Source organism: Streptomyces sp. FXJ1.172 (assembly GCF_001636945.3).
Classification (GTDB): domain Bacteria; phylum Actinomycetota; class Actinomycetes; order Streptomycetales; family Streptomycetaceae; genus Streptomyces.
Genome location: NZ_CP119133.2, coordinates 6,079,537 through 6,098,341 on the forward strand (window position 1 = coordinate 6,079,537; position 18,805 = coordinate 6,098,341).

Genomic DNA, 18,805 nt, shown 5'->3' on the forward strand with positions numbered 1-18,805 from the left:
GCGCGGGCGCCCCGTGATCCACGTACGGTGATCGGCGCTGCGCGTTGCTGCCGCGTTCACGCGCAGGTCACTCCCGGTGCCAAGCATCCAGAGCGAGCGGGGCGTTCGCCACGGCGACGGCCCGCGACCACTGCCGACGCGTTCGCACTCGGGGAGATCGCGCCATGTCGCGCATACGCTCTGTCGCCACCTCCGCTCTGGGGGTCAACCGCCGTACCGTCCTCGCCGCCGCCGGAGCGGTCTCGCTCTCCGCGGGCGTCGGCTACGCCCTGCGTCCCACCGACAGCGAGGCCGTCACCGACGCCCAGGCGCCGGTCGCCGACTCCCGGCAGGCCGCCGGGACCGCTCTCGCCCCCTACACCAAGGGCACCACCCTCGCCTCCGTCGCCGCGCCCCGGAACAGCTCCGGCTACCAGCGCCTCGGCGACGGCCCCGGCTGGGCCCGGGTCGTGCGCGGCGAGCTGGCCACGCCCAAGTCCGGGCGGGCGGGCCGCCGTACCACCCTCGCCGCGTTCGTCCAGCTCACCGACCTGCACCTGCAGGACGTCCAGCACCCGCTGCGCGGGGAGTTCCTGCGCTCCAACTCCGTGCACGCCTGGCGCCCGCACGAGGCGCTGACCGTGCAGGGCGCCATCTCGCTCGTCGAGCGGGTCAACGCGCTCAAGGGCGCCCCCGTCACCGGTGCCCCGCTGCACTTCGTCATGACCACCGGCGACAACACCGACAACAACGCCCACTCCGAACTGGAGTGGTTCATGAAGGTGATGAGCGGCGGCCGCATCACCCCCAACACCGGGGACCCCCGGCACTACGAGGGTGTGCAGAACAGTGGCCTGCAGCTGTACTGGCAGCCGGAGTCCACCGCCCGCGACCACGACAAGCAGCTCGGCTTCCCGCACCTGACCGGCTTCCTGGCCGCCGCCATTCGCGAGGTGCGCAGCCCCGGCCTGGCCCTGCCCTGGTACTCCACCGTCGGCAACCACGACAGCCTCCTGCTCGGCTGCTACGGCGTCCACGGCGACCCCTGGCTCGCCGAGGCGGCCATCGGCGGCAAGAAGCTGATGAGCGTCCCGGCCGCCGACGCCAAGAAGCTCCAGGACGCCATCCACAACGCCACGGATCCGCACGGCGCCGGCTACCGCGACCTGCTCAAGGCGCACGCCCGCTCGATGCGTTCGGTCACCCCGGACGAGAAGCGGGTCCTCTACACCCCGGCCGACTACCTCAAGGCCCACCTCGACCCGGCCTACCAGGGCCACGGCCCGGTAGGCCACGGCTACTCCTCGGCGAACCTGGACGCGGGCACCCAGTACTACGCCTTCCGCATCTCCGACGACGTCATCGGCATCAGCCTCGACACCACCGACCCGGGCGGCATGCCCAACGGCTCCGTCGGCACCGCCCAGCTGACGTGGCTGGACAAGACGCTGAAGGACAACAAGGACTCCTACGCCGTCGTCTTCAGCCACCACACCAGCACGACGATGGACAACACCCGCCCCGACCCGGCCCACCCCGGCGACAGACGCGTCGGCGGCGCCGCGGTGATCTCGGTGCTGTCCTCGCACGCCAACGTGCTGGCCTGGGTGAACGGCCACGTCCACGAGAACGTCATCACCCCGCACAAGGCGGCCTCCGGCGGCCGCTCCTTCTGGGAGATCTCCACCGCCTCCCACGTCGACTACCCCCACCTCGCCCGGATCATCGAGCTGGCCGACAACAAGGACGGCACGATCTCCCTGTTCACCACGCTGATCGAGTCCGCCGCCCCGCACCGCACCGACTTCGCCGACCTCTCCCAGACCGGCCTCGCCGCCCTGTACCGCGAGCTGGCCTACAACGCGCCCGGCGCCAGCAAGGCCCTGGCGGGCGGCGCGGGCGCCCGGAACACGGAGCTGGTACTGAAGAAGGGTTGAAAGAAGGACTGAAAGTCACTCAACTGGCGTAACGGCAGGCAACCTTCTCGCATCCCGCACCCGTTTCTTCCCCCGACCGCACCATTCATCACAGGTTGGGGGAAGTCATGCGCGTACGTACGACCCTGGTGGGCGCCACCGCCCTGCTCGTCTCGGCGGCCCTGGCGGCTCCGGCAGCACTCGCCGCGCAGGGCGGCGGGCACCCGGCCACCCGCAAGGCCGTCGAGGCGGCGGTCGCGGCCGGGGTGCCCGGCGTCACCGCCACCGCGGAGGACGGCCACGGCACCTGGTCCACCACGGCAGGCGTGGGCGACCTGCGCACGGGCAGGCCGCGCTCGGCGGCCGACCGCTACCGCATCGCCAGCATCACCAAGACCTTCGTCGCCACCGTCCTGCTCCAGCTGGAGGCGGAGCACCGGATCTCCCTGGACGACACGGTGGACAAGTGGCTGCCGGGCGTCGTCCACGGCAACGGCCACGACGGCCGGCACATCACTGTCCGCCAGCTGCTGAACCACACCAGCGGCATCTACAACTACCTCGCCGACACCGGCTTCCAGCGCACGTACTTCACCGTGGACGGCTTCTCGAAGCACCGCTACGACACGGTCGGCGCGCGCGACCTGGTGGCGATCGCGATGCGGCACAAGCCCGACTTCGCGCCGGGCACCTCCTGGAACTACTCGAACACCAACTACCTGCTCGCCGGAATGGTGATCGAGAAGGTCACCGGCCACTCCTATGCCGCCGAGATCACCCGCCGCATCATCCGGCCGCTGCATCTGACGGCGACCTCGCTGCCGGGCACGAAGGTCACCCTCCCGTGGCCGAGCAGCCGGGCGTACTCGAAGTTCACCGACCCGAGCGGCCCCACGTACGACGTGACGACGCTCAGCCCGTCCATCGCCTCCTCCGCCGGCGAGATGATCTCGGACTCCGCCGACCTGGACCGCTTCTACGGCGCCCTGCTCGGCGGACGGCTCCTCGCGCACCAGCAGCTGAAGGAGATGAAGACCACGGTCGACACCCGGATCGCACCCAACGTCCGCTATGGGCTCGGACTCATGGACACCCGGCTGACCTGCGGGGTCCACGTCTGGGGCCACACGGGCGGCATCCACGGCTCGGCGTCCGAGGCGGCGACGACCGAGGACGGCCGGCACTCCGTGGCGGTCAACTTCAACGGCGACTGGACCGGGGAGACGGCGCCCGTCCTCAAAGGGGAATTCTGTTAGGCGCCGTTTCATTCGCGTCGTTTCGTGTTAACCCGCACGCAATGTCCGTACCGCCTCATATCGGCTAACCCGCTGTTCACGGGGATGGCTCGATCTTCTCGATCATTTATGCAAGGCGGGTGGTCGTGTGCGCGCTTCGCACGGACTGCGTGTGCTGTCGGTCTACGAGGGCTTCTTCTCCGGAGGGGCCCGGATCGTGCACAGCGACGTCGTACTGGGACTGGCCGAGGGCGGCCAGTCCCACCAGGTGCTCAGTATCCATGGCGAGGTCCGGCGCGAGGCCACCCGGCAGCGCATGGAGGACGACGCCTGCTACCGGGCGCTGACGGCCGCCGGGGTCGGTGTCACCTCGCTCGGGCGCAGCGCCGGACTGGTCGACGGATCCCTCGCGGCGAATGCTTTCAGCGGGCCCGAGCTGGCCGAAACGGCCAGGGCCATGGCCGGGGCCGAGGTGATCCTCTCCCTGAAGGAGCAGCCGCTCGCCCTCCTCAACCAGGGCGGCCTGCCGCGCCGCCCGGTCGTGGTCTGCCTGCACCGCTCCGACCCGGAGAACCAGGGCCCGGCGCTCGGGGAGCTGAAGGCCGCCATCGCCGACGGAACCGTGGTGGCCTGCGTGTGCTGCGCCGAGTCCACCCGGGCCGCCTACGAGGCCGCCGGCATCCCGGCCCGGCTGCTGCACGTCATCCCCAACGGCGTCGACCTGCTGCGCTTCCGGCCGGACCCGGCCGCGCGCCTCGCCTTCCGGGCCTCGCTCGGGATCCCCGCCGCCGCCCCGGTGGTCGTCTTCGCGGCCCGGTACGCCGCGATGAAGAACGTCTCCCTCCTCCTCGCCGCCGCCCGCGCCTGGCTGGCCCGTGAGGGCGGCGGGCACGTGGTGCTGTGCGGCGCCGGGATGACCTCGGGCAACTCCGGGCTGCGCGCGGACCTCGCCGGTGCCTTCGCGGACGCGCCGTCCCTCACCGACCGGGTGCACCTGCTCGGCGTACGGCAGGACATGCCGGCCGTGTACGCCGGTGCCGATGTCGTCGCCCTGACCTCCGTCTCGGGCGAGGCGGCCCCGCTGTGTCTGATCGAGGGCATGATGTGCGGCGCGGTCCCGGTGACGACCGACGTCGGCGACAGCGCGTCGATCGTCGAGGGCCTCGGCTTCGTCACCCCGCCGGACCCGGGCGCGATCGCCCTGGCCTGGACGGCCGCGGTCGCGGGCCGTACGGACCTCGCCCCCGCCCTGGAGGCCGCCCGCGAGCGCTTCAGCCGCACCCGGATGATCGCGGCCTACGCGACGCTGCTCGACGGCCTGCACGCGCAGGCCCTCCGCGCGCCGTCGCTCACGGATCCGCTGTAGCGGGCACCGCCCGGCTCAGGAGACCCGGGTTCAGGAGACCCGGTCGAGGACCGGGAGGTAGCCGCGGGCCTGTCCCGGCGCCGTCGGGTGGTACGACTCGGTGAGGGCCGGCACGTCGACGCCGTGCATCCAGGGGCTGCGGGAGCAGATCTCGTGGCCGTCGAAGGCGGCCCTGACGTCGGCGAAGGTGAACCCGTGGGCGGCGGCGCGCCGGGCGATCACCGCGTCGAGCTGGTCCACGCCGTCGTTGACGGCGGCGCGCGCCCGGTCCTGGAGGCCGGCCTCGCAGCCGCCCCTGAGGTGGTACAGGTGCGGATAGCCGAGCACCACGACGTGGGCGGCGGGCGCCCGCTCCCGGATGGCCGAGTAGAGCTGGTCCAGGTCGCGCACGAGGGGCCCGTCCATGGCCGAGCGGGCGCGGGCGACGGTGGACAGGCACAGGCTGGTGCCGCCCAGGTCGCAGCTGGTCATGACGCGGGCGAACCCGGCGTCGCTGCCGCCGACGGTGAGGGTGACCAGCCTGGTGGCGGGGCCGAGCGCCCCGAGCTGGCCGGACCGGACGTCGCCGGCCTGGGCGCCGTTGCACGCGGGGAAGGCGAACGACGTCGTCCCGTGCGCCTCGGCCCACAGCACGGGGTACGCCCGGCTGCTGCGCTTGCAGCTCTTGCGGCCGGGGAGGTAGTCACCGGCGCCGACACCGGCGGAGTAGGAGTCGCCGAGGGCCACGTAGGCCATGGCCGCCGCCCGAGGCGCTTCGTGTGCCGGCGCGGGGGCGGTGACGAGACCGGCCGAGGCGAGCAGGAGAGAGGACGCGCACGCCATCATCCAGGAATGTCGCATACCTCCCGTCTACCGTCCCCCGAGCGGCCGTCGCCTGCCAGGCTCACCCGTCCGGGTGAAACCGAGAGGGGCCACCGGAACCGGCCCGGTGGCCCCTCTTCCCCCCTCCTGAGGGCGTCTCGTCGCCCTCCTGATGCCTCCCGGTCCGTCACTACCGGGGAAGCACCACGACATACGCGGCGGGGTCGCGATCGGCGGACGCCATCAGGGCCGTACGGACCACCGCCGCCTGCTGCTCCAGCGACGCCCTGAGCTTCCTCGGGGTGATGTGGACGACCGTGATCCCGAGGCGTTCCAGGTGCTCGCGCTTGCGGGCGTACTCCGGCCACAGGTCGTCGTCGTCCTGGCGGGGGGTCCTCGTGTCCAGCTCCACCGCCACCGCCTGGTCGGGCCAGTACGCGTCCAGGCCGCCGAGGTGCGGGCCGCCGGGCAGCCGCAGGTCGACGTTCCAGAGCGGGTCGGGCAGCCCGTACTCGCGGACCATCCGGTAGAGGCGGTGCTCGGCGAGCGCGCGGCCCTCGGCCAGCAGTGCGTCCACGGCGTCGACCACATGCGGATGGTGCAGCAGCTTGGCACGGGTCAACTCCTTGACCACGGCGGCCGGTTCGCAGTGCCCGGCGCGTACCGCCTCGGTCAGCAGCCGGCGCACCGTGTGCGGGTCGGCCAGCTCCGTCACCGCGTCCGCCAGCGCCCGGGGCACGGGGGCCACGGGCAGGCCGGTCACCGTGCGGGGCCCGGGCAGGGCGGGGGTGCGCAGGACGCGGACGTAGCCGGCCGAGCGCAGCCGGCGCGACCGCGGGACCAGGACGTCGACGTGGTCCAGGGAGAGCAGCGGCGGGGTGGCCGAGAAGCCGTACAGGGTCAGTGCGGCCAGCCCCGTGATCATGGCTTCCGGGTAGTCCGGGCCGTGCGGTTCCCGGGCCGTGGGCTGGGCCGGGACGCCCCGCGCGTCCTGGCGGGCCGCGTACAGCAGGGCCCCGCGCAGCCGCTCCTCGCTCGTCGGCGGGCCGGGGTGCAGCAGGACGACGTTCGGCAGTAGCGGCTGCCAGGGGCCGCCGGGGCGGCACTGCTCGTTCAGCTCGGCCGTCGTCACGCCGTGGGCGCGCAGCTGAGCCGTCGTCAGGACGCGGCGGTGGGCCTCGGAGAGGTGCCGCAGGGGGCGGGGGGAGAGCGGGGTGTTGTGCGTCATGGCGTCGGGATTCCCACGCCCCGCCGCCCCCTTAACCGCTGTTACACGGCCGTCGAGAAGTGCGGACAAGGTGGGACTAAAGGTCAGGTGTTCGGATGCCGAGTAGGCAGCGAAAACCCCTGGTCCGATTGGGTGCGGACCAGGGGTTACGGCTCCGTTTGCCCGAATTTCGTAACGGTCACCGAGCGGGCAAGCTCAGGCCAAGGCTCAGCGGGTGCCGGCCGAGGCGTCGCACGCCTGTGCGCGCAGCGCCCGCGCCAGGTCGTCCCGCGCCTCCAGCACCAGCCGGCGCAGCGCCGGCGCCGCGTCCTGGTGCGCCGCCAGCCACGCGTCCGTCGCCTCGAGGGTCTCGGGCCGGTCCTGGAGGGCCGGGAACAGCCCGCGTACGACATCCATGCCGATCTGGATCGACCGCTCCCGCCACACCCGCTCGAGCGCCGCGAAGTACTTCTCGGCGTACGGCGCGGTCAGCTCGCGCTGCGAGGACTGGTCGAAGCCCGCGATCGTCGCCTCCACCAGGGCGTTCGACAAGGTGTCGGACTCCACGACCTGCGCCCACGCCTGCGCCTTGACCGCCGCCGACGGGCGCGCGGCCAGGCAGCGCACCTGGTGCCGCTTGCCGGACGCCGTGTCGTCGCGGGCCAGTTCGGCGGCCAGCACCGACTCGTCCACCGCGCCGTGCGCGGTCAGCGGCTCCAGGAACGCCCAGCGCAGCTCCTGGTCGACCTCCAGCCCCTCGACGACCGAGGTGCCCTCCAGCAGTCCCCGCAGCAGCTCGAAACCGGCCGGGCCGTCCGCCGTGCGCGCGTAGAAGCGCGCCCACGCCAGCTGGTGCTCGCTGCCCGGCTCGGCGTCGTACAGCTCGCGCTCCGCGCCCTGCGCGAGCAGCGCCCCGCCCCGCTCCCGCCACTCGGGCGCCGCGTAGTGCACCAGCGCCGACTCGGTCCACGCGTGCAGCATCTGGAGCACGCCGATGTCGGACTCGCGGCCCGCGAACCGCAGCACCAGAGCGATGAAGTCCCGCGCCGGCAGCAGCGCGTCCCGCGTCATGTTCCACAGCGCCGACCAGCACAGGGCGCGCGCCAGCGGATCGGTCAGCGCGCCCAGGTGCTCCCGGAGCGTGGCCAGCGAGGTCTCGTCGAAGCGGATCTTGCAGTACGTCAGGTCGTCGTCGTTGACCAGCACCAGCTCCGGCGCCTCGGCGTCCGCCAGCTCGGCCACGACCGTGCGCGGGCCCTCCACGTCCTTCTCCACGCGCGCGTACCGCTCGAGGGAGCCCTCGGGAGTGCGGCGGTACAGTCCCACCGCGACCCGGTGCGGGCGCTCCTCGGGATGCGACTCGGGGGCCTCCTGGACGATCGCCAGCTCGGCGATCCGGCCGCTCGCGGGGTCCAGCAGCACCTGCGGGGTCAGCGAGTTCACCCCGGCCGTCTGCAGCCATGCGCGCGCCCACGCCGACATGTCCCGGCCGCTGGTCTCGCCCAGCACCGACAGCAGGTTGCCGAGGCGCGTGTTGCCGTACGCGTGCCGTTTGAAGTAGCGGCGGGCGCCCTCCAGGAACGCCTCCTGGCCGACGTACGCCACCAGCTGCTTGAGCACCGAGGCGCCCTTGGCGTAGGTGATGCCGTCGAAGTTCAGCTTCGCGTCCTCGAGGTCACGGATGTCCGCCGTGACCGGATGCGTGGACGGCAGCTGGTCCGCGCGGTACGCCCACGCCTTGCGGCGGTTGGCGAAGGTGATCCAGGCGTCCTTGAAGCGGGTCGCGCCCACGGTCGCGAACGAGCCCATGAAGTCCGCGAAGGACTCCTTCAGCCACAGGTCGTCCCACCACTCCATGGTGACCAGGTCGCCGAACCACATGTGCGCCATCTCGTGCAGGACGACGTTGGCCCGCGCCTCGTACGACGCCTGCGTGACCTTCCCGCGGAAGATGTACTCCTCGCGGAAGGTCACCAGCCCCGGGTTCTCCATCGCGCCCAGGTTGTACTCGGGCACGAGCGCCTGGTCGTACTTGCCGAACGGGTACGGGTAGTCAAAGTGGTCGTGGAAGAAGTCCAGGCCCTGCTTGGTGATGAGGAAGACGTCGTCGGCGTCGAAGTGCGGGGCGAGCCCCTTGCGGCACATCGCGCCGAGCGGGATCTCCAGCTTCGTCCCGTCCTCGAACGTACGCGTGTAGGAGTCGGTGACGTGGTGGTACGGCCCCGCCACCACGCACGTGATGTACGTCGAGATCGGCTTGGTCTCCGCGAACTTCCAGATGCCGTTGGCCAGTTCGCCCGCGCCGTTGCTCCACACCGTCCAGCCCTCGGGTGCCCGCACCTCGAAGCGGTAGGGCGCCTTCAGGTCCGGCTGCTCGAAGTTCGCGAACACCCGGCGGGCGTCGGCCGGCTCGTACTGCGTGTAGAGGTAGACCTCGCCGTCCTCGGGGTCGACGAAGCGGTGCATGCCCTCGCCGGTGCGGGAGTAGGCGCACTGCGCGTCCACCACCAGTTCGTTCTCGGCGGCCAGGTCCTCCAGCGCGATCCGGGCGCCGTCGAAGACCTCGCCCGGGTCCAGGTCCCGGCCGTTGAGGGAGAGGGCGGTCACGCTCGGCGCGACCAGGTCGGCGAAGCTCGTGGCTCCCGGCTCGTTGCAGCGGAAGCGGATCGTGGTCACCGAGCGGAACGTGCGCGGCGCCCCTGCCTGGCCCTCCGGTTCCCCGTCGCCGACGGCGGACCTCAGGTCGAGGGACACGTCGTACCCGTCGACGGACAGCAGGGCGGCCCGCTCCCGGGCCTCGTCGCGGGACAGATTCTCACCGGGCACGTGCGGCACTCCCTCGTGATCGCGTGGATGGCGGCTGAACAGGACCGATCCTGCCATGCGCTCCTGACGGGCGGACCGGGGAATGGCAGGGCGAGCGGTGGTGTTCTCGCGGAAAAGTGTTCCCCACGAGGAGAGACATGTCGGACAAGACCCCCGTCGACTTCTGGTTCGACCCGCTGTGCCCCTGGGCCTGGATGACCTCCCGCTGGGTGCTGGAGGTGGAGAAGGTCCGTGACATCGAGGTCCGCTGGCATGTGATGAGCCTCGCGGTGCTCAACGAGAACAGGCTGGACGAGCTGCCCGAGGAATACCGCGAGATGCTCGAGACCAAGGCGTGGGGGCCGGTCCGGGTCGTCATCGCGGCACAGCAGGAGCACGGCGCCGAGGTGCTCGGTGACTTCTACACCGCGCTCGGCACCCGCATCCACAACCAGGGTCAGGGCCCGGAGAAGGCGGCCGTGGCCGCCGCCCTCAAGGACGCCGGGCTGCCCGAGTCCCTCATGGACCACTGGGACGCCACCCCCTACGAGGCCGAGCTGCGCGCCTCCCACAAGGAGGGCATCGACAAGGTCGGCCAGGACGTCGGCACCCCGGTCATCGCGGTCCCGGGCTCCGACGGCGAGCAGATCGCCTTCTTCGGCCCGGTCGTCACCCCCGCCCCGAAGGGCGAGGAGGCGGCCCGCCTGTGGGACGGCACGCTGGCCGTGGCCTCGGTGCCGGGCTTCTACGAGATCAAGCGGACCCGCACCAAGGGCCCCGACTTCAGCAACCTGTAGGGGCCCTGGGCATGGGAAGGCCCTCGCGAGTCCTGTCCTCGCGAGGGCCTTCCGTTCATCCGCCTGCCGCCGCGAAAGGTGAGAAGACGATCACGAGGCAGGACGACCCGGTGGCTCAGCCGGCCGGCAGCAGTACGTCCGCGCGGGACCTCGCGGCCTCGTAACGGCGGGCCACGTCCTGCCAGTTGACGACCTGCCACATGGCCTCGACGAAGTCCGCCTTCTGGTTGCGGTACTGCAGGTAGAAGGCGTGCTCCCAGGCGTCGAAGACGAGGAGCGGGGTCGAGCCCTGGCCCACGTTGCCCTGGTGGTCGTAGACCTGCTCGACGATCAGGCGCCCGCTCAGCGGCTCGTACGCGAGCACGCCCCAGCCCGAACCCTGGGTGGTGGCCGCGGCCTTGGACAGCTGGGTCCTGAAGGCGGCGAAGGAGCCGAAGGACTCCTTGACCGCCTCGGCCAGCTCACCCACCCCGTCGGCGGCGAGCGGCTCCCCGCCGCCCTCCTTCGGGCCGGTCATGTTCTGCCAGTAGATGCTGTGCAGGATGTGCCCGGACAGGTGGAAGGCCAGGTTCTTCTCGAGTCCGTTGACGTGCCCCCACGACTCCTTGTCCCGCGCCTCGGCGAGCTGCTCCAGGGTGTCGTTGGCGCCCTTCACGTAGGCCGCGTGGTGCTTGTCGTGGTGCAGCTCGATGATCTCCGGGCTGATCACGGGGGCGAGCGCGGAGTAGTCGTAGGGCAGGTCGGGCAGCGTGTAGACGGGCATGGGTGATCCCCTCCGGAACCTTATTGCAAGTAGGTTGCAACTACACGTTAGCAACAAGAGTGTCAGGGCGACAGAAAGGCCCCCACGTGTCGCACGTGGGGGCCGTTGCCGGTGCGGTGCTCAGCGCTTGGCGCGAGCCCGCTGCCGGAGGTAGCCCACGGCCGCCAGCGCCAGCGTCATCGCGCCCGTCGAGTACAGCTGCATGCGGGTGTCCGCCTCGCGGGCCATCAGGACGAAGATCGTGGCCATGCCTGCCAGGGCGACCCAGGTGAGGACCGGGAACGCCCACATGCGGACGACCAGCTTCTCGGGGCTCTCGCGTTCCACGCGGCGGCGCAGCAGGAGCTGGGAGACGGCGATGAAGATCCAGACGACCAGGATCACCGCGCCGATCATGTTCAGCAGCCACTTGAAGACGTCGTTCGGCCGCCAGTAGCTGAGCAGCACGCAGACGAAGCCCAGCACACAGGAGGTCAGGACCGCGATGCGCGGCACCCCGCCGGAGAGCCGGGCCAGGAGCCTTGGGCCCTGCCCGCGCTCGACCAGCGAGAACGCGATGCGCGAGGAGCCGTAGATGTTGGCGTTCATCGCGGACAGGAGGGCGACGAGGACGACCACGTTCATCAGCCGGCCCGCGCCGGGGATGCCGAGGTGGTCGAGCGTGGCGACGTAGGGGCCCTTCGAGACGACCTCCGCCGAGTTCCACGGGACCAGGGTGACCACGACCGCCATGGAGCCGATGTAGAACAGCGCGATGCGCCACATCGCCGTACGGACGGCGGAGGCCACGCCCCGCACCGGGTCCTGCGACTCGGCCGCCGCGATGGTGACCGTCTCCAGGCCGCCGTAGGCGAAGACGGACGCGAGCAGGCCGATGATCAGGCCGTTGCTGCCGTGGGGGAGGAAGTCGGAGAGGTTCGAGGTGCCGGGGGCGTGCGTGCCGGGCAGCACACCCGCGATGGCCAGCACGCCGAGGACCAGGAAGAGGGAGATCGCGCCGACCTTCAGCGCGGCGAACCAGAACTCGAACTCGCCGAAGTTCTTCACGGCGGCCAGGTTCGTCCCGCAGAAGACCAGCATGAACAGCGCCACCCACGCCCACTCGGGTGTGCCGGGCACCCAGCCGGAGACGATGTGCGCGGCGCCGATGCCCTCCAGGCCGACGGCCGTGCACAGCAGGATCCAGAAGGACCAGCCGGCGGCGAACCCCGCCCACGGGCCGATCGCCCGCTCGGCGTGCGCGGAGAAGGAACCCGAGGAGGGGTAGGCGGCGGACATCTCGCCGAGCATCCGCATCACCAGCATCACCAGGAGGCCGGAGACCGTGTAAGCGATCACGATGGACGGACCGGCGGCGGCGATGCCCGCGCCGGAACCGACGAACAGCCCCGCGCCGATCACCCCGCCGAGCGCGATCATCGACAGATGGCGCTGCTTGAGGCCGTGCGAGAGGGAGGCGCCCCGTTCCTCCGGCGGCGTCTGCGTAGTGGTGCTGCTGTCGGGCATGGGTGCGGCTCCCCCGTGCAATGAGCGGGCAAAAACCCCGTCAGTCTGGGCGGCCCGTCCGCTCACGCGGGCGGGCCGCCCAGTATCCGGACACCTGCCGCACGCAGGGTGAACCGGTGGTTACGCGGCCGCGAGCACCGGTGTGTAGTGCGAGGCGTCGCCCTCGATCGAGTAGCTCTCCTTGCCCTCGATGCCGGCCGGGACGTCACCGGCGACGGTCACCCGGTGCAGCCGGCGCGGCTGCCCGTCGTAGTTGTCGATGGCGTAGTGCTGGGTGATCCGGTTGTCGAAGAGGACCAGCTCGTTCTCCGACCAGCGGTGGCGCAGGATGTTCTCGGGGCGGGTGACGTACGTCTGGAGGAGGTCCAGGATCCTGCGGGACTCGCCCGTCGACAGGCCGACGATCCGCTGCGCGAACCCGCCGATGAACAGGCCGCGTTCGCCGGTCAGCGGGTGCACGCGCACCACGGGGTGGGCCGTGCGGTACGTGATGGACGTGAACTGGGCGCGCTGGGCGGCCTTCTCCTCGTCGACCTCCTCGTCCGGTACGGCGTAGTCGTAGTCGTTGGTGTGCTCGGCCCACAGGGTGTCGGCGAAGCGGCGCAGCGGCTCGGGCAGGTCGCGGTAGGCGGCAGCCGCGTTGGCGATCAGGGTCTCGCCGCCGTACGGCGGGACGGTGATCGAGCGCAGGGTGCTGGCCTGCGGCGGGTTGAGGACGAAGGTGACGTCGGTGTGCCAGTGGTTGGCGCGGCCCCGCTCGCTGTCGACGGGCAGCACGTTCGGGGCACCCTCCACGGCGCCGACCGTCGGGTGGGCGGTGGTCAGGTCGCCGAAGTGGCGGGCGAAGGCCTGCTGGCCGGCGTCGTCCAGGCCGTCGGCGGCGAAGACGAGTGCCTTGTGCACGTTGAGGGCCTCGCGGACCGCGGCGACCTGCTCCGGGGCGAGCGGGCGGCTGATGTCGACGCCGGAGACACGGGCGCCGATGCGGGCGGTGACCTTGGTGATCTCGAGGGACATGGGCGGGTCCTTTCAGACGAGGGCGGGAGCCGGGGACAGGTACTGGTTGGCGGGGCGGGGCAGGCCGTAGCGCTCCCGCAGGGTCTGGCGGGGGCCGTATTCGGTGCGGAACAGGCCTCGGGCCCGCAGGATCGGTACGACGTGTTCGACGAAGGCGTCCAGACCGGAGGGCAGCACGGCGGGCATGATGTTGAAGCCGTCGGCGGCGCCCTGCGTGAACCAGCTCTCGATCTGGCCGGCGACCTGCTCGGGCGTCCCGGCGAAGGTGAGGTGGCCGCGTCCGCCGCCGAGCCGGCCGATCAGCTGCCGGACGGTGAGCTTCTCGCGGCGCGCCAGCTCCACCACGAGTGTGTAGCGGCTCTTGGCACCTTCGACGGCGGACTCGGGCGGCAGGTCGCGGGGGAGCGCGGAATCCAGCTCCAGTGTGCCGGGCGCGAGCTGCAGCAGGCTCTCCAGCCGGGCCACCCCGTGGTCGTACACGATGTGGTCCTCCAGCACCTGCTCGGCCGCCCGCGCCTCCGCCTCCGTCGAGCCGAGCACGGGCACGATCCCGGGCAGCACCTTGATGTGCCCGGGGTCGCGTCCGGCCCGCCCGGTACGGGACTTGAGGTCGGCGTAGAAGGCCTGGGCGCCGGCGAGGGTCTGCTGGGCGGTGAAGACCGCCTCCGCGTAGCGCGCGGCGAAGGCCTTGCCGTCCTCGCTCGACCCCGCCTGCACGAGGAGCGGGTAGCCCTGGGGCGTGCGGGGGACGTTGAGCGCGCCCGCGACACTGAAGTACGTGCCCCGGTGCCGGGGCGGGTGGAGCTTGCTGTCGTCGCCCCAGACGCCGGCCGGCTTGTCGGCGACGACCGCGTCGTCCTCCCAGCTGTCCCACAGCTTGAGTGCCACGTCCAGGAACTCGGCCGCCCGGGCGTACCGCTCGGCGTGCGCGGGCTCCGCGTCGAGCCCGAAGTTCCGGGCGGCCTCCGCTCCCGCCGTGGTGACGATGTTCCACCCGGCCCGGCCGCCGCTGATGATGTCCAGCGAGGCGAACCTGCGGGCCAGGTTGTAGGGGGAGTTGTAGGAGGTGGAGGCGGTGGCGATCAGGCCGATGTGCTCGGTGGCCGTCGCCAGCGCGGTCAGCAGGGTGAGCGGTTCCAGCGATCCGGCCGGGCGCTGGGCGAGGTTGCCCCACAGCTGGGGCCCGTCGGCGAGGAAGAGGGAGTCGAAGGTGCCGCGCTCGGCGGCCCGGGCCAGCCGGACGTAGTGCTTCAGGTCGACGTGCGCGTGGGGATCGCTCTCCGGGAGCCGCCACGAGGCCTCGTGGTGGCCGGTGTTCATCAGGAACGCGTTGAGGTGGAGCTTTCTCTCTGTCACTGGTGGTCCTCCGTGACGCCCAGCGCGGTCAGCAGCTGCTCGCGGTACTCGCCCAGCAGGGCTTCGCGGTAGGAGCGCGGGTGGGGGTGGTCGATGGTCAGGTCGAGGCCGATGCGGCCCTGGTCGAGGACGAGGACGCGGTCGGCGAGCACGATCGCCTCGTCCACGTCGTGGGTGACCAGCAGCACGGACGGCCGGTGGCGTTTCCACAGGTCGCGCAGCAGGTTGTGCATCCTGATCCGGGTGAGCGCGTCCAGCGCCCCGAACGGCTCGTCGGCCAGCAGGAGTTCGGGCTCGCGGACCAGGGAGCGGGCGAGCGCGGCCCGCTGGGCCTCGCCGCCGGACAGCTCGCCCGGCCAGGCCCGCTCGCGGCCCTTCAGCCCGACCTCCGCGAGGGCGGCCCGGCCGCGCTCCTCGGCGTCCCTGCCGTCCAGGCCCAGCAGGACGTTGTCCAGCACCCGGCGCCAGGGCAGCAGCCGGGAGTCCTGGAAGACGACCGACACGCGCTCGGGGGCGGTGAGCCGGCCGCTTCCCGCGACCCCGTGGTCGAGTCCGGCGACCGCCCGCAACAGGGTGGACTTGCCCGAGCCGCTGTGCCCGAGCAAGGCCGTGAACTGTCCGGCCGGCAGGTCCAGGTCGATGCCGTCGAGGACCGTACGGTCCTCGAACGACCGGGTCAGGCCGCGGAGCCGGACGGCGGGCCGGGTCAGCTGCTCAGTGTGCGGCGCCATGCCAGCACCCTCCGTTCGATCAGACGGACCGCGCTGTCGGAGACCAGGCCGAAGACGCCGTAGATCAGCAGGCCGACCAGGATCACGTCGGTCTGGCCGTAGTTCTGCGCCTGGAACATCAGGTAGCCGAGGCCGCTGGTGGCGTTGATCTGCTCCAGCACCACCAGGCCCAGCCAGGAGCCGGTCACCCCGAGCCGGAGTCCCACGAAGAATCCGGGCAGCGTGCCGGGGATCACGACCTGGCGGACGAAGGCGAGCCGGGACAGGCCCTGTACCTCGGCGAGTTCGACGTAGCGGCTGTCGATGCCGGACAGCGCGGCGTGCGTGTTCAGGTAGACCGGTACGTAGACGACGATCGCGATGATGGCGATCTTGAAGGCCTCGCCGATGCCCAGCCAGAGGATGAACAGCGGGATCAGGCCGAGTGTCGGGATGGCCCGGTTGAGCTGCACGGTCCCGTCGATCAGCGCCTCCCCGGTCCGGCTGAGCCCGGCGGCGAGGGCGAGCAGCACGCCCGCGACCAGGCCGATCGCGAAGCCGTATCCCGCTCGCTGCAGTGAGGTCAGGACGTCGGCGGGCAGCGTGCCGTCGCTCCACAGGCGACCCGCGGTCCGCAGCACCGTCCAGGGTGCCGGGATTGCCCCCGTGTCGAGGGCCTTGGCGGCGGAGGCGGCGGCCCACAGGGCGAGGACGACGAGGGGGCCGATCAGCCGGGCGGCGGGCAGCCGGCGGCCGGGGGAGAGCCGGCGGCGCCGCCGGACCTCGGGGAGTTCCCCGGCCTGGGCCGCCGGTACGGCGGTCGTCGTGGTCACGGCGGTCATTTCCGGTACTCCTCGGGTACGGCCTTGGCGGCGATCGGCTCGAAGCGGTGGTCGAAGAGCGAGGAGACGTCGAACCTCTTCACGAAGCCGCCTTCGGCGAGCAGGTCGGCGGTCTCCTGCTCCCACTTGATCGCCTCGTCCCAACTGGGCGGGAACAGCGGCTTGTTGGCGAGCCTGGAGATGCCCTGCGCCTGCTGGGGGGTCAGGTTCTGCGTCTTGACGTAGAACTCCTCGTTCCACACGTCCGGGTGCTCGTACTGCCACACCTGGCCCCTCGCCCACTGCGGGATGTAGGCGGCGATCGCGGCGGCCTTGGCGGGGTCGTTCAGCACGGACTGCGGCGCCCACAGCAGGTTGAGCAGGTCGACGACGTCGGTGGGGATGGTGCGGGCACCCTTCGCCGCGTACTTCTGCAGATACGCGGGGGCCTGGCTGATGGCGAGCGGGGCCACGTCGACCTGCCCGGACTGCAGGGCGGTGAAGAACTGGTTGCTGGTCAGCGGGACCAGCTTCACCTCGTCGTACTTCAGGCCCGCCTGCCTCAGCGCCCGCAGCAGGACGACGCCCTGGGCCTGCCCCTGGGAGAACGCGAGCCGCTTGCCCTTGAAGTCGCGGGCGGTGTGGATGTCGCTGCCGGGCTTGGTGGCGAAGAGGTAGTTGGGCTTGCGGGTGAGGTCGATCGCCACGATCTTCGCGGCGTAGCCCTGGTAGTGCGCCTGGATCGGCGGGATGCCCGCGTTGTTGGCCAGGTCCAGGGACCCCGCGCGGAAGGCGTTGATGACATCCGGGCCCGCCCCGATGTTCAGCCAGTTCGACACGGTGAACGGCAGCGCGGGCAGCTTCGCCAGCCTGAACTGCAGCTGCTGCTGCCCCAGGTAGGAGGCGATCTTCAGGCTGGTCCCGGCCGGGACCTTGTCCGCGAGCGGCTTGGTGGCGGCCCCCTTGGTGTCGGCGGAGGCATCGCCCTTGGCGCAGCCGCTGAGGCCTGCCACGGCTGCGGACGCGCCCAGCAAGGAGGAGAGAAAGACACGACGGTGCATGGGAGAACTCCCAGGTGAAAAGAGGGAAAAGAGGGGAAGGCGCAGCAGGAATTCCGGGCAGGCAGGCCGGAGGAAGAAAGACTCACGCAGCGGGAAACACGCGCTTCATGCGCGGCAATGTGTCAGCAACAGAGGGTGCGACAACTCCTGAGCGGGTCCATGACCAGCATGTTCCCGGCCACGATCGCCCCCTGTCAACATTCCGAGTTTCTGAATTAAATAGCCTCAGGTGATGTGCCCAGCGGATCCCGGAACAGCACGTCCAGCGCCACCGAACCGCCCGCCACAGCCAGCACGGAATCGGGGAAACTCGTCGGCATCACGGCCGCCGCACGGCCCTTTCCGGCCGCTTCCCGCAGAGCCGCGAGGCAGTCCTCGAAATGGATCACGCCGACCTCGGTCACCACGACGGTCTCCGGATTGAGCACGTCCAGCAGCAGCCCGGCCGCCCGCCCCGTCGCCCGGGCCCGCTCCACCAGCAGCCGCCGGGCCAAGGTGTCCCCGGCCGCCGCCGCGGCCACCACGTGCATCGGGTTGGCCGAGCCGGTCACCCCGGCCGCGCGGGCCCGCCGGCTGAGCGTCCGCTCGCTCAGCTCCACCTGGAGGCAGCCGCTGCCGCCGCAGGGGCAGGGTTCGGTGCCGCCCGGCACCGGCAGGTGCGCGATCGTCCCGGCCGCCGAACGCGGCCCGTGGTGCACCTCGTCGTTGGTCGCGAAGGCCGCGTCGACCACATTGCCCACGAACAGGTGCAGCACGCTCCGGCAGCCCCGGGCCCGCCCGAACAGCCGCTCACCGTTCACCAGCGCCCGGGCGTGCCCGTCCACATGGACCGGCAGGCCGGTGCGGGCGCCGAGCAGCCCCCGCACCGGCACCTCGCGCCAGCCCAGCAGCGGGTGCTCGACCACACTGCCCGTCTCCCGGTCCACCCAGCCGCCGACGGCCACCCCGATGCCCAGCGGCCGGCGCCCCGGCACTCCGGCGAGCAACTCCGCCAGCCCCTCGGCGGCCCTCCCCAGCACCCAGCCGGGATCGGTGCGTTCGTGCTTCAGCTCGCGGCGGGCCACCACCCGGCCACGCAGATCCAGCAGCGCCACCGTCGTGTACGGCACGGCCACGTGCACCCCGGCGACCAGGAACCCCGTGTCGTCAAGCTCGAGCGGTACGTGCGGCCGGCCGACCCCGTTCGAGCGGCGGGGCGCGGCGGACTCCCGGATCAGACCGAGGCCGGTGAGCCGGCCGCAGTGCTCGGTCACCGAGGCGGGCGACAGCCCGGTCAGCCGGGCGATGGTGCTGCGCGCCACCGGTCCGTGCTCCAGCACGGACCGCAGCACGACACTGGCGCTGGTGCGCCGCCGGTCGCTGTCGGCGGCACGCGGAACGGGCGAGACAAGGGTGGATACCGCGGTGCGGGGCATGGAGAACCGTCCTCGGGAACGGGGCCGACACGTCTCGGAAAGGGGAGGCG

The 18,805-nt window shown here is 71.7% G+C and carries 15 protein-coding genes; 4 read left to right on the plus strand and 11 right to left on the minus strand.

Translation table 11 applies throughout. From position 1 onward, the window contains the following. Positions 1–164 precede the first annotated feature (164 nt). From A6P39_RS27245 to A6P39_RS27255, 3 genes are all read left to right on the plus strand, one after another. Positions 165–1,916 carry a TIGR03767 family metallophosphoesterase gene (locus A6P39_RS27245; RefSeq protein ID WP_067039472.1) on the plus strand — a complete coding sequence of 584 codons (1,752 nt, stop codon included), beginning with the start codon at positions 165–167 and terminating at the stop codon, positions 1,914–1,916. 107 nt (positions 1,917–2,023) lie between these two features. Next, positions 2,024–3,151, plus strand: coding sequence for a serine hydrolase domain-containing protein (locus tag A6P39_RS27250; protein ID WP_199840673.1), 1,128 nt, complete (start codon positions 2,024–2,026; stop codon positions 3,149–3,151). 151 nt (positions 3,152–3,302) lie between these two features. Further along, a complete protein-coding gene (locus A6P39_RS27255; protein ID WP_067039473.1) occupies positions 3,303–4,496 on the plus strand; it encodes a glycosyltransferase in 1,194 nt (397 codons plus the stop codon). Between the two features lie 30 nt (positions 4,497–4,526). On the opposite strand, the gene A6P39_RS27260 is transcribed toward A6P39_RS27255, so the two are convergent. From A6P39_RS27260 to pepN, 3 genes are all read right to left on the minus strand, one after another. Further along, entirely contained in the window at positions 4,527–5,336 is an 810-nt protein-coding gene (locus A6P39_RS27260) for an SGNH/GDSL hydrolase family protein (RefSeq protein ID WP_067039474.1), read from the minus strand. 151 nt (positions 5,337–5,487) lie between these two features. Then, positions 5,488–6,525, minus strand: a complete 1,038-nt coding sequence (locus A6P39_RS27265) for a hypothetical protein (protein WP_067039477.1) — start codon at positions 6,523–6,525, stop codon at positions 5,488–5,490. Positions 6,526–6,732: 207 nt separating this feature from the next. Next, entirely contained in the window at positions 6,733–9,330 is a 2,598-nt protein-coding gene (pepN, locus tag A6P39_RS27270; protein ID WP_067039676.1) for an aminopeptidase N, read from the minus strand. 137 nt (positions 9,331–9,467) lie between these two features. Between pepN and A6P39_RS27275 the strand changes: the two genes are divergently transcribed. Next, positions 9,468–10,106, plus strand: a complete 639-nt coding sequence (locus tag A6P39_RS27275) for a mycothiol-dependent nitroreductase Rv2466c family protein (RefSeq protein WP_067039478.1) — start codon at positions 9,468–9,470, stop codon at positions 10,104–10,106. A 115-nt stretch (positions 10,107–10,221) separates the two neighbouring features. Here the strand turns inward: A6P39_RS27275 and A6P39_RS27280 are convergent, their stop codons facing one another. The 8 genes from A6P39_RS27280 to A6P39_RS27315 all read right to left on the minus strand — a co-directional run bounded on the left by A6P39_RS27280 (position 10,222) and on the right by A6P39_RS27315 (position 18,755). Then, positions 10,222–10,869: a superoxide dismutase gene (locus A6P39_RS27280; RefSeq protein ID WP_067039479.1), complete on the minus strand. Its 648-nt coding sequence runs from the start codon at positions 10,867–10,869 to the stop codon at positions 10,222–10,224. A gap of 120 nt (positions 10,870–10,989) precedes the next feature. Next, positions 10,990–12,375 carry an amino acid permease gene (locus tag A6P39_RS27285; RefSeq protein ID WP_067039480.1) on the minus strand — a complete coding sequence of 462 codons (1,386 nt, stop codon included), beginning with the start codon at positions 12,373–12,375 and terminating at the stop codon, positions 10,990–10,992. 120 nt (positions 12,376–12,495) lie between these two features. Next, positions 12,496–13,392 carry a TauD/TfdA dioxygenase family protein gene (locus A6P39_RS27290; RefSeq protein ID WP_067039482.1) on the minus strand — a complete coding sequence of 299 codons (897 nt, stop codon included), beginning with the start codon at positions 13,390–13,392 and terminating at the stop codon, positions 12,496–12,498. A 12-nt stretch (positions 13,393–13,404) separates the two neighbouring features. Beyond that, positions 13,405–14,748, minus strand: a complete 1,344-nt coding sequence (locus A6P39_RS27295; protein WP_107304213.1) for an LLM class flavin-dependent oxidoreductase — start codon at positions 14,746–14,748, stop codon at positions 13,405–13,407. Then, positions 14,745–15,479, minus strand: coding sequence for an ABC transporter ATP-binding protein (locus A6P39_RS27300; RefSeq protein ID WP_067039484.1), 735 nt, complete (start codon positions 15,477–15,479; stop codon positions 14,745–14,747). Before A6P39_RS27300 ends, A6P39_RS27295 begins: the two co-directional genes overlap by 4 nt. Further along, positions 15,455–16,300 carry an ABC transporter permease gene (locus tag A6P39_RS27305; RefSeq protein ID WP_067039486.1) on the minus strand — a complete coding sequence of 282 codons (846 nt, stop codon included), beginning with the start codon at positions 16,298–16,300 and terminating at the stop codon, positions 15,455–15,457. Before A6P39_RS27305 ends, A6P39_RS27300 begins: the two co-directional genes overlap by 25 nt. Then, positions 16,297–17,340 carry an ABC transporter substrate-binding protein gene (locus tag A6P39_RS27310; protein ID WP_067039488.1) on the minus strand — a complete coding sequence of 348 codons (1,044 nt, stop codon included), beginning with the start codon at positions 17,338–17,340 and terminating at the stop codon, positions 16,297–16,299. Before A6P39_RS27310 ends, A6P39_RS27305 begins: the two co-directional genes overlap by 4 nt. Before the next feature lie 215 nt (positions 17,341–17,555). After that, on the minus strand, positions 17,556–18,755 hold the full coding sequence (locus A6P39_RS27315; protein WP_067039490.1) for an ROK family transcriptional regulator: 1,200 nt from the start codon (positions 18,753–18,755) through the stop codon (positions 17,556–17,558). Between the last annotated feature and the right edge of the window lie 50 nt (positions 18,756–18,805).

Bases quoted from the DNA above. Each gene is read 5' to 3' on its own strand.
- A6P39_RS27245 (WP_067039472.1), top strand. From the start codon at position 165: ATGTCGCGCATACGCTCTGTCGCCACCTCCGCTCTGGGGGTCAACCGC.
- A6P39_RS27250 (WP_199840673.1), top strand. From the start codon at position 2,024: ATGCGCGTACGTACGACCCTGGTGGGCGCCACCGCCCTGCTCGTCTCG.
- A6P39_RS27260 (WP_067039474.1), bottom strand. From the start codon at position 5,336: ATGCGACATTCCTGGATGATGGCGTGCGCGTCCTCTCTCCTGCTCGCC.
- A6P39_RS27265 (WP_067039477.1), bottom strand. From the start codon at position 6,525: ATGACGCACAACACCCCGCTCTCCCCCCGCCCCCTGCGGCACCTCTCC.
- A6P39_RS27275 (WP_067039478.1), top strand. From the start codon at position 9,468: ATGTCGGACAAGACCCCCGTCGACTTCTGGTTCGACCCGCTGTGCCCC.
- A6P39_RS27280 (WP_067039479.1), bottom strand. From the start codon at position 10,869: ATGCCCGTCTACACGCTGCCCGACCTGCCCTACGACTACTCCGCGCTC.
- A6P39_RS27285 (WP_067039480.1), bottom strand. From the start codon at position 12,375: ATGCCCGACAGCAGCACCACTACGCAGACGCCGCCGGAGGAACGGGGC.
- A6P39_RS27290 (WP_067039482.1), bottom strand. From the start codon at position 13,392: ATGTCCCTCGAGATCACCAAGGTCACCGCCCGCATCGGCGCCCGTGTC.
- A6P39_RS27300 (WP_067039484.1), bottom strand. From the start codon at position 15,479: ATGGCGCCGCACACTGAGCAGCTGACCCGGCCCGCCGTCCGGCTCCGC.
- A6P39_RS27305 (WP_067039486.1), bottom strand. From the start codon at position 16,300: ATGACCGCCGTGACCACGACGACCGCCGTACCGGCGGCCCAGGCCGGG.
- A6P39_RS27310 (WP_067039488.1), bottom strand. From the start codon at position 17,340: ATGCACCGTCGTGTCTTTCTCTCCTCCTTGCTGGGCGCGTCCGCAGCC.
- A6P39_RS27315 (WP_067039490.1), bottom strand. From the start codon at position 18,755: ATGCCCCGCACCGCGGTATCCACCCTTGTCTCGCCCGTTCCGCGTGCC.